Source organism: Microcoleus sp. CAWBG58 (assembly GCF_020883045.1).
GTDB lineage: Bacteria > Cyanobacteriota > Cyanobacteriia > Cyanobacteriales > Microcoleaceae > Microcoleus.
This window is the reverse complement of record NZ_JAHRFA010000003.1, coordinates 131,480-142,396: the sequence shown is the minus strand read 5'-3', so window position 1 is coordinate 142,396 and position 10,917 is coordinate 131,480. Positions and strand designations below refer to the sequence as shown.

Below are 10,917 nucleotides of genomic sequence, written 5' to 3'. Positions count from 1 at the left end.
AACTTTTTGATAAATTTGGGCAATCGGGCAGGGAAAGTTTATACTTTTCAAGGTGAGGACTTAATTTAGGTTCGTAGTGAGGACTTCAGTCCTTCTTTGGATTCTGAAGAAGGACTAAAGTCCTCACTACGAACCAGGTTTAAGATTTTTGTAAAGTACAGAGGATCTGCTTTCATATTTCATCATATAATACCTGGAACTTTTTGATAAATTTGGGCAATCGGGCAGGGAAAATTTATACTCGTTAATTCTAACTCATCTCCTTGTCGGTAAATCTGAGAAACCCAATTGCCCTCAGCGTTGAGTCTAAAACATTCTATTTTGATTTCGGATTGAGTAATGAGTACGTATTCTTGCAAGCTCGATGCAGTTTGGTAATCGGCAAATTTATCGCCTCTGTCAAAAGATGCAGTTGAAGGAGATAGCACCTCAATAATTAGAGATGAATAGAGAATGAAGTCTTCGGTTGAACTTGTATCTCTTTCGTCGCAAGTTACCGCCACGTCAGGATAATAATAGCAATTTGCCTCTTCCAGTCTGACTTTGACATCACAGGTAAGAACTAAGCATGGCGTATTCAGAAGATGATTTCCCAACAGGCGAATTAGATTACTAGAAATAATAGTGTGAGGGTTTTTTGCCCCCGTCATTGCATAAACGTGTCCGCGTCTGTATTCGTGTTTGATGGGACTTACTCGTTCGCCTTCTAGGTATTCTTCTGGTGAAATATAGAAATTGTTTTTGCTGATAACCATTGATTTGTCCTCGCCTGATTTTGTGCGATAATATTTGTTGAAATTCATAGATACGGCTATGACATGATTGAATACCGGACGGCTAAAATTATGTTATTTTCTTAAGTTTGCGGAGGCAGACATCGTTTGTATAGACGCGGTTTCAACCGCCGTGTTATTTCAACAAACCTCCAAAAATCGGGCGTGCCACAGTTTGCCACTTTCTGTCAATCCTTGCGATCGCACTTTGATTTTGACTCCGCGAGGGTTAGCCTCGTAGAGTCGGGCAATTTCTAGCATTTCCCCGCTGCTGAAGCCCGTTCCCACTGTTCCGATCGGTACTAACTTGCCATTGATTTCTTGTGCAACTTCGATCGCACTAAACGGCCGCCCCGCCACTTTTGTCGGAGTCAGCCCGACAATAAATAAGTCGTATTCCTGACAGTATTTAGTCCTCACCATCGGAAATTTCTTAACATCTTTGCCGCCGACATAGAGGCTGTTGTGCAAAACCCAAACTTCGCCTTCTCTGTTTTCAACTTCCTGCTGCTGCGCCAGTAAAAGTTTTTCGCCTGCGGTGCGAGATGTCGGTACAATTTCAAATTCCGTAGATAAACTCACTAGCATTTCGCCAACTTCAACTCCGGCGGCAATTCTTTCAGATTCGGCGGTTTTTGTCAGGTCATTTCCTTTGAAAAACAAAGCTTTAAAAATGGCATAAACTGCCGTTGGCTGGGTTGTCGGAAAACCCCTTTCAATATTAACTGTAGCAGCTTGGGCGCCCGTGCGGTGTTCGCTGCCCGTACAGCTTTTGTAATACAGTTCGCCATCTAAAACAAAGATGCCAATTTTAGCTGCTGTGTCGGTTAAAGTGCGATCGATCGCAATTGACGCTTGTTGTCGCAGGTTTGTCGATCGCGATTGGTAGTATACTTTATCTGGCGTCGCCACCACCACCACTCGATTGCCATCGCGTTTTGGCTGTCCCCAATAATCGGCATTTTCGATGTAATAAGAACGTTCGCTGGGCGCGTCAACCGGCTGCATCGTCACAATCCTTCCCGGCTGCAAGTGCGGAGGTAATTCCGGGACAATCGGATTGTTGACAGTCTCAACTTTCTCAACTTTGGCAGCAGCCTTTGATTTTGCCGCAGGAGCAGCATTGGTGGTAGAGTTGTTTGGAGTGTTTTTAGTCGGCTTTTCTCCGGTTTCCAATTCAAACGCTCTTTTCCAAAAGCCGATCGCAACTTCCGGGTATCCTTCCGACTCCGCACACAGTGCAAAACTAATAACTTTTGCCGTACCAATTCCCCGCCCGTAATCAGCTAAATACTGCACCGCCCCCGCTTCACCCATTAAGTGCAATCCCCGCGTGACAATGCGATTGTTCCAACGTTCTCGAATATCGGCGCTAATTTTTTTGGCTGATTTTCGCTTAGCTTCTGCGTATTCGGTACAGTCCATAATTCCTCCTTTTGGTACGGTTATTTGTACACTATACCTAAACTTGATTCATTAGTCAAGGGAATGATTTAACCGCAGAGAACACAGAGGACACAGAGGGAGAAAATAGAGATATAAATAAGGAGGAGATTACCGCATTTGATATCATTTATCCCTACAAAGGAGAGTTCGCTGTCAACTGTATAGAACTCTCACGGGCGCTTCCCTACAACTGTCAACTGATTAATGCTGTCAACTGATTAACGCTGTCAACTGATTAACGCTGTCCCAGGTCAACTGATTAACGCTGTCAACTGATTAACGCTGTCAACTGATTAACGCTGTCCCAGGTCAACTGTCAACTGTCAACTGATTAACGCTATCAACTATCAACTGTCAACTGATTAACGCTGTCCCAGGTCAACTGATTAACGCTGTCCCAGGTCAACTGTCCCAGGTCAACTGATTAACGCTGTCCCAGGTCAACTGTCCCAGGTCAACTGTCAACTGAATTATCCCCTTGCACCTGTGATCGTTTGAAAGAACTTAGGCGTATACCTTTGTAAAAAACTCCCCACCGCCAGCGTTATCAAAGTTGCCAGAATGATTGTCAATAAATAGTATACAATCACAGTTATCGAATTGGAAGGCTTTGACAACTTGTTAAAAACTTCCTTAAAAACTGTTACGGTCGGTTCGTGAATAGCATAAACAAAAAATGCCAAACCCGAAAATTTAAAACAGGCTTTTTCTAGCTTTCCCGACACCAAATCTGAAGCGCACCAAATCGCCGCCGTACCCATTACTCTCGTGCAGCATTCTAACTGGTGTTGGAAAGTTTTAATGTCGGCTGTTTGGGTTATTGCCAGCACAAGAGCCATCCCTAAGTATATACCGATAATCGCACTTCTTTGTCGGTCGAGCCAAGTTAGATCCAATTTTTGAACAGCAATCAGACATCCTAAATAAAAGAACAACGGCCCCAACCACTGGATGCTAAAACCAATTTGAAAATCCAGCAACCAAGGCGTGGCAAACAAAGCTATACCTAGATAAGGTATCTTTCTAGCAATCAGCAAAAATACCGGAGATAGAATCACCATCGCCATCAAATCCCGGACGTACCAGAAATGAAATGCGATCGGATAAAGGCTTTTATATCCGGTCAAACAATCTATAAAGTTGGCAAAACTGTAGTCTCCAATATATTTTTTGTAATGCCCTTGGATAATTCCACTCGTTGCCGGTACGTTGATCACAATTAACACGAGTGTCAATAAAGCCAAGTTCCAAAACAAATAGGGAACCAGGAGAGTCCAAAACCGAGATTGGAGCTTTTCCTTGTAAGAATTCAGCGATAAATTAAAATTCCTGAAAAACAGGAAGCCTGAAAGCATGAACAAAAAAGCCACGCAAGAACCGCCCCAAGTCCCGGCAACCAACGTCTGGAAAAATTTGTCAGCATATCCCACAGAATTGATGGACGAGTGAATAGTAACAATCCCAACGATTAGAGGCAGACGCAATAATTTAATTCGGCAAGATATTTCCGGCGTAATTTGCATTTTTTACAGAAAAAGTGTAGGGTTCGATCGGCTGGCATTTGTATTGAGATGGCAAATTGTAGTAATCGGTTCGCCACCAATGCTAAGATAGCCTCGATCGTGCGTTGAGGTCAATCATGCCGGGGCTGGCTTTTTGCGAAGTCTGGTTCGCCAACTTCCGATCGCACTTTTTGCACTTTCGAGAATTTAACATCAAGTTTAATTGTACTCTGATGATGCGATTGATTTTGTACAGCAAACCCGGATGCCACTTGTGCGAAGGGTTGCAAGAAAAACTCGAACAGATTGAAAGCCTCAAGTTTCAATTGGAAGTACGAGACATTACCGAACGTGATGACTGGTTTCAAGCTTACCAGTACGAAGTGCCAGTTTTGTTTAAAGTGGAGTCCCAAGAAAAAAGTTCTGGTGGCGATGCTGCATTTTCCCCCGCAGAACAATTACCTCGTCCTTCTCCCCGCTGTACAGTTCCACAATTGGAGCAAATGTTACAGAAATATTTGCAAATCGATCGATCAGAATAATGTCAGTAACTCAGCTCTCTCATAGACTGAGCTTGTAAGAAATTGCAAGCTGTGCTGACGGGCCTAGGTCTTAACAGGCTACGTTATTTGAGTCACGACACCAAGCGAATGCTCTCGCTAGTTCCTTGCTCTGTCATCTGCAATTAAACAGTCTTAAAGTCACTGAGGCAGTATTGCAGGTCTAACAAGCTCTTATAACATTGGCGAAGCTAACATTACACGCAAGTGGAAGGACACAAAAATGTCCAATTTTATTTTCGTACTTGATGCAAACAAGAAACCACTCACACCTTGCAAGCCATCAATGGCTCGTAAGTTATTAATCGCTGGTAAAGCGGCTGTTTTCAGAAGATTCCCGTGTACCATTATTCTCAAAAAAGCGGTAACAGGAACTGTTGAATCAATTAGTCTCAAGTTAGATCCAGGTTCTAAGACTACTGGCATCGCTTTACTGCAAGGCGAAAAAGTTATTTTTGGAGCTGAACTAACCCATCGCGGTCAAGCTATCAAAGCAAGTCTTGATTCTCGTCGTTCACTGCGTCGAGGAAGGCGAAACCGTCATACTCGCTACCGCCAAGCAAGGTTTTTAAACCGCACCCGCAAAAAAGGTTGGTTAGCACCATCTTTGCAGCATCGCGTAGAAACAACCTTGACTTGGGTCAACAAATTACGCAGACTGGTACCTATCGACTTAATTGTTCAAGAGCTGGTCAGATTTGACTTGCAACAATTAGAGAATCCTGAAATCTCAGGTATTGAATATCAGTAAGGCGAACTACAGGGTTACGAAGTTCGGCAATATTTGCTTAACAAATGGAACCGAAAATGCACTTAGTGCAACATTCAAAATGTACCTTTGCAAGTTGAGCACATTCATCCAAAAGCTAAGGGTGGAAGCAGTCGAATTTCTAATCTCTGCCTTGCTTGCGAGAAATGCAACCACACGAAAGGTACTCAAAATATTGAGCAATTCTTAGCCAAGAAACCTGACATTTTGAAACAGATTATTGCACAAGCCAAACGTCCACTTAAAGACGCTGCTGCCGTGAATTCGACCCGATGGGCGCTGTTCTCTCGACTGAGAGAAACGGGGTTGCCTGTTGTGACTGGTTCGGGGGGACTGACTAAGTTCAATCGTACTAGACTACAATTACCTAAAACTCATTGGCTTGATGCTGCACGGGCGATCGGTCAAATTGAATCGCTAGAGGTGTTAACAAACAAACCACTGCTAATCAAAGCAACTGGACACGGAACTCGTCAAATGTGTCGCACAGACAGGTTTGGCTTTCCATCTCGGTACGTTCCTCAAAACAAGTTTGTTAAAGGTTTTCAAACTGGTGACATTGTAAAATCAGTCGTTACCAGTGGCAAGAAAATAGGTGAATATGTTGGTCGGGTTGCGGTTAGAACGACGGGTTCGTTCAATATCTCAGCATCAGGATTGGTGCAAGGGATTAGCCATAAATACTGCAAAATAGTTCACAGAAAAGATGGCTACAGTTACGCATTTTAAGACTGACGGGGACTGAAAGTCCCTCGCGTCGCTTTCCTCTCAGGACTGAAGTCTCTGAGTTTCCCGCATCCCGTATTGATTTTTATGAGGAGTTTTTCAGATGAAATTGAGAGAATTATTAGCAACACTTCCTGGCATTTCCTTTGACACCCAACATCGGGCTCTCGATGCCGAAGTCAAGGGTTTATCTACTAATTCCCATGCTTGTCAGGCGGGGGATTTGTTTTTGGGAATGCCGGGGACGCGGGTAGACGGCGGAGATTTTTGGCAAAGTGCGATCGCCAGCGGTGCAATTGCGGCCATAATTTCCACTTCAGCCGCCGAGAAAACACCCCCCCAAGACGGGGATACCTGCGTGATTGTGGCAACGGACATGGCTCAAATTTGCGGTCAAATAGCCACCGCATTTTACGGCAATCCTGCTAGCAAATTAAAACTTGTCGGCGTTACGGGGACTAACGGCAAAACTACAACAACTCATTTAATCGAATTTTTGCTCAATCAAATGCAGTTGCCGGCAGCAATTTTCGGCACGCTTTACACTCGCTGGCCGGGTTTTCAACAAACTGCACTTTACACTACACCTTTTGCGATCGACTTGCAAAAACAGCTAGCAGAAGCTGTAACTGCTGGATGCAAACACGGGGTGATGGAAGTCAGTTCCCATGCTTTAGCACAGCAGCGAGTGTTGGGCTGTACTTTTGAAGTTGCTGTGTTTACCAACTTGACTCAAGATCATCTCGATTATCACCGCGATATGGAGGATTATTTTGAGGCAAAGTCGCTTTTGTTTAGTCAAAATTATCTCACAAATCGCGCTGTAATTAATATTGACGACTCCTACGGACGGCGGATTGTTGAAAGCCTCAAATCCGAGCAAGTATGGAGTTACAGCACTACGGACAAAACTGCTGATTTGTATGCTTTTGATTTGCAATATCAGCCCAATGGAGTTAAGGGAATGCTGCACACTCCCAAGGGCGAAACTGCTTTTGTTTTGCCTTTAGTCGGTCAGTTCAATTTATCCAATATGCTGGCTGCTGTCGGTGCGGTTTTAGAATTGGGTTTAGATTTGTCCGCAATTGTGGAGAAATTAGCTCTGTTTTCGGGAGTGCCGGGACGGATGGAACGGGTGCAAATTAGTTCCGATCAAGATATTAGTGTAATTGTCGATTACGCGCACACTCCCGATAGTTTGGAGAACTTGTTGAAGGCTTCGCGGCCGTTTATTCCCGGTCAAATGATTTGTGTGTTTGGTTGCGGTGGCGATCGCGATCGCACGAAACGCCCGATCATGGGTAAAATCGTGGCAGAGTTAGCCGACTTAGCCGTTGTTACCTCCGACAATCCGCGTACCGAAAATCCCGATCGCATTTTGGAAGATGTGCTCGCAGGCATTCCCGCTGAGGTAAAACCGGTCGTGATGTGCGATCGCGCCGCAGCCATTCGCACTGCTATTATGGACGCTAAACCCGGAGATGGCGTGCTGATTGCAGGCAAAGGACACGAAGATTATCAGATTTTAGGCACCGAAAAAGTCCATTTTGACGATCGAGAACAAGCACGAGATGCCTTGACAGCCAGAATGAACTGATTCGACTAACCCCATTACACTTAGTGTTAATAGTTAACCAAATTTGGTTAACTATTAACGGCTTACTGGGTATCATTTTTGTGATTTTTTTAAGTATTTTTACTGGCATTATTGGATAATTACTAGATTATAATAGTTAGATCAAAAATAATAAAAAAAGTAATTGCGCGAATTATGATTTGTACTTCCAGGTCGATCGACCTACAAACAGTAGTAATTCGGGTCAAAGATAACGACCCTGGTATACCTGAGTCAGTGAAATTGCGGATATTAGACCACTTGTTTACTACCAAAGAGGTTGGCAAGGGGACGAGATTGGGATTGGCGATCGCCCGACAGATAGTATAAGAAACTCATCAAGGTAGTATCAAGGTTAATTCCACCCTAGGGGAAGGTACTGAGTTTATAATCTCGATCCCAATTAAAGGCAATATATAAAAGTTAATAAAATGGCTTGCGATCGAAACTTAAAATAGGGGATAGCGATCGAAGCATTGGTGGCAAAGCTCAGGGTACGATGTCGGTAAACGCAGGATTTGAAGACTAAACTTCAAGATCCCAGATTCAATGCTGTAAGTAATACCGTTGACAAAAAAGCTTGGTACAATATAATTGTTGTTTTAGTTTATTCTGCCCAACGTGTAAGGTGCGAATCTATGAGATTCTAGATTAAATCTGAAAGATTGTTCGTAGCTGGGCACCCGACAAATACTGTTGCATAATTTTGGGAAAATCTCAAAATCTCCAATCTGAAATTTAAAACCTACTAACCATGATCGAGTCAAAGGCTCATCCCGCTAAAACTCTACCTTTACGACTTGTACTCGTAGTTCCGTTTGTCTTGCAAATCTTTGCCGCAGTCGGACTGACTGGTTATCTGTCGCTGCGTAACGGACAGCAAGCAGTAAATGATGTTTCCAGTCAGTTGCGTCAAGAGATTAGCGATCGCCTCAATTTACAAGTCCTGGCTTATCTAGACAAGCCTTATATTGTAGGGCAAACGATCGTGGCCGCGGGTCAAGAGGGGCGGTTAGATTTAACAGATGTCACCAAACTAGAACGGACTTTTTGGCGGTTGGTCAGCCAAGATACTGTCGAATTCATGCAAATTGCTTTAACTGATGGCACAAGTATTACCTTAGAGGATACATTAAAGGATGGCATCGTTTCTCGGGTTGGTGACAAAGCGAATCTGCCTCAGCGTCAAATCTACAGTCTGGGCGATCGAGGTCAACGGACTAGGTTGATAGAAACTCAACCAATGTTTGACGCTCGGACTCGATCCTGGTATTTAGCTGCACTGAAAGCCGGAAAACCAATCTGGACATCTGGGCCCTACTTGGGCCAGACGACGAAGAAGGCGACAATTGCTCTAACCCAGCCGATATACAACAGCGATGGAAATTTATTAGGAGTTCAAAACAATATTTTTCGGATTAGCAAGATTCATAGCTTTCTCAACAATCTACAGGTGAATCAAACAGGACAAACGTTTATCATCGATCGATCGGGCAACCTGATTGCAAGTTCCACGATCGAAGAGCCTTATATTATAGATCGCAAAAAAAATGAATTACAACAAATTCCTGCCGTCAAGTCTGAAAATTATGTAATGCGTGAAACAGCCCAAGCAATCCTCAAACGACTTGGCACTTTTAACAACATTGCCGAAAGTCAACAGCTTGATTTTATGCTGGGAAACCAACGTCAGTTTATTCAAATTTCAACTATTAACGACAAACGAGGTATCGATTGGATCGGCGTCATTGTAGTCCCTGAATCAACTTTCATGGCACAAATCAATGCCAACACTCGCACCACAATTGTCCTCTGTTTGGGTGCGTTGGTTTTGGCAACCGTTCTCGGTATATATACTTCCCAATGGATTGCCGATCCGATTATGAAATTGCAACAAGCCAGTGAAGCCATTGCCACAGGTGAACTCGATCGCACAGTCGAAATTAACGATATCAAAGAATTAGCAGGGTTAGCGCGATCGTTCAACCAAATGGCAGTGCAACTCAAAACATCCTTTACAGTCCTCGAAGCTCGCGTTACCGAACGTACTGTAGAGCTTCAACAAGCAAAGGAATTAGCCGACAACGCCAACGCCGCCAAAAGCGAATTTCTCGCCAATATGAGCCACGAACTCCGCACACCCCTTAACGGCATCCTCGGTTACGCTCAAATCTTGCAACGCAGCGAACCCCTCACCTCCACAGGAAGTAACGGCGTTAACATCATCTACCAGTGCGGCTCGCACCTTCTCACCCTAATTAACGATATCCTTGACCTCTCTAAAATCGAAGCCGGTAAACTAGAAATCTATCCCGCCTCCTTCTACTTTCCTTCCTTTCTCCAAAGCGTTGTAGAAATCAACAGTATTCGAGCGCAACAAAAAGGAATTACCTTCGACTTTCTCCCAGATGATAACTTACCTATGGGAGTCCTGGCGGATGAAAAGCGTTTGCGTCAGGTACTAATTAATCTGTTGAGTAATGCCATTAAATTCACGAATCAAGGCAGCGTGACCTTCTTAGTTGAGAGAGTTGAAAAAACGGATCGACCGGATTTTTGCACTCTCCGTTTCTCAGTAAAAGATACCGGAGTCGGAATTACCCCGCAACAACTAGAGCAGATATTCCAGCCATTTGAACAGGTAGGTGATATCAAAAAACAATCCGAAGGTACTGGATTAGGACTAGCAATTAGCCATAAAATTGTCTCCTTGATGGGTAGTGAAATTAAAGTCGAGAGTATTTCCGGGGAAGGTAGCACCTTCTCCTTTGAAGTAGAATTGCCCGAAGAGAAGGATTGGGCTGCGGATTCGAGAGTTGTTTCTCAAGGGGCGATCGTAGGCTATGCTGGGAAACGACGCAAAATTTTATTGATCGATGACCGCTGGGAAAATCGTTCGGTATTGCTGAATCTTTTGGAACCAATTGGTTTTACAATTATTGAAGCTAGTAACGGACAAGAAGGACTCCAGCAAGTTTTACAGACTGCACCGGATTTGATTATTACCGATTTAACAATGCCAGTCATGGACGGGTTTGAGTTTTTGCACTCATTGCGATCGCATAGAGAACTACAACATCACATTGTGCTGGTTTCTTCAGCGAGTGTCTTTGAGAGCGATCGCCTCAATAGCATTAAAGCGGGGGGCAATAATTTCTTACCCAAACCCATCCAAGCTGAAATATTGCTAGAACAAGTGCAAAAGTATTTAAAGTTAGAGTGGATTTATCAGGCTCCCAAAGACGAGCAACTTTGGGAGTTGGATGTAGCTCAAGAAATTAAGCCGCCATCTCACGCCATTTTAACCCAACTTGCTCAACTAGCCAAAATGGGCGATTTAGAGGGAGTGATGGAAGTCGCCCAGCAAATTTCTGATGGGGATAATGCCGCTTTTGTCCGAGAACTTATCCAGATGGTCGAGGCGTGCGAGATCAAACAACTACGGGCATTTATTCAGCAATATCTCGCTTAATGACGAGGAGCAAAAACTCTGGTAGACGGTCGAGAAATATCCGATCGCACTGGT

At 43.9% G+C, this 10,917-nt stretch carries 6 protein-coding genes and 2 pseudogenes; 5 read left to right on the top strand and 3 right to left on the bottom strand.

Features of this window, described 5'->3' with window-relative positions:
• Nucleotides 1–182: 182 nt before the first annotated feature.
• The 3 genes from QZ918_RS01985 to QZ918_RS01975 form a co-directional block, all read right to left on the bottom strand.
• Nucleotides 183–755: a Uma2 family endonuclease gene (locus QZ918_RS01985; protein ID WP_293330418.1), complete on the bottom strand. Its 573-nt coding sequence runs from the start codon at nucleotides 753–755 to the stop codon at nucleotides 183–185.
• A gap of 159 nt (nucleotides 756–914) precedes the next feature.
• Nucleotides 915–2,198, bottom strand: a complete 1,284-nt coding sequence (locus QZ918_RS01980; RefSeq protein WP_293330416.1) for an ATP-dependent DNA ligase — start codon at nucleotides 2,196–2,198, stop codon at nucleotides 915–917.
• A 491-nt stretch (nucleotides 2,199–2,689) separates the two neighbouring features.
• Nucleotides 2,690–3,742, bottom strand: a complete 1,053-nt coding sequence (locus QZ918_RS01975) for an acyltransferase family protein (RefSeq protein WP_293330414.1) — start codon at nucleotides 3,740–3,742, stop codon at nucleotides 2,690–2,692.
• Nucleotides 3,743–3,957: 215 nt separating this feature from the next.
• Between QZ918_RS01975 and QZ918_RS01970 the strand changes: the two genes are divergently transcribed.
• The 5 genes and pseudogenes from QZ918_RS01970 to QZ918_RS01950 all read left to right on the top strand — a co-directional run bounded on the left by QZ918_RS01970 (nucleotide 3,958) and on the right by QZ918_RS01950 (nucleotide 10,863).
• Nucleotides 3,958–4,263: a glutaredoxin family protein gene (locus QZ918_RS01970; protein WP_293151810.1), complete on the top strand. Its 306-nt coding sequence runs from the start codon at nucleotides 3,958–3,960 to the stop codon at nucleotides 4,261–4,263.
• A 241-nt stretch (nucleotides 4,264–4,504) separates the two neighbouring features.
• Nucleotides 4,505–5,779: pseudogene (iscB, locus tag QZ918_RS01965) on the top strand (RNA-guided endonuclease IscB).
• A 100-nt stretch (nucleotides 5,780–5,879) separates the two neighbouring features.
• Nucleotides 5,880–7,373: a UDP-N-acetylmuramoyl-L-alanyl-D-glutamate--2,6-diaminopimelate ligase gene (locus tag QZ918_RS01960; protein ID WP_293151726.1), complete on the top strand. Its 1,494-nt coding sequence runs from the start codon at nucleotides 5,880–5,882 to the stop codon at nucleotides 7,371–7,373.
• A 171-nt stretch (nucleotides 7,374–7,544) separates the two neighbouring features.
• Nucleotides 7,545–7,811, top strand: a pseudogene (locus QZ918_RS01955) (ATP-binding protein); the annotation flags it as partial.
• A gap of 334 nt (nucleotides 7,812–8,145) precedes the next feature.
• Nucleotides 8,146–10,863: an ATP-binding protein gene (locus QZ918_RS01950; protein WP_293330412.1), complete on the top strand. Its 2,718-nt coding sequence runs from the start codon at nucleotides 8,146–8,148 to the stop codon at nucleotides 10,861–10,863.
• The last annotated feature ends 54 nt before the right edge of the window (nucleotides 10,864–10,917 follow it).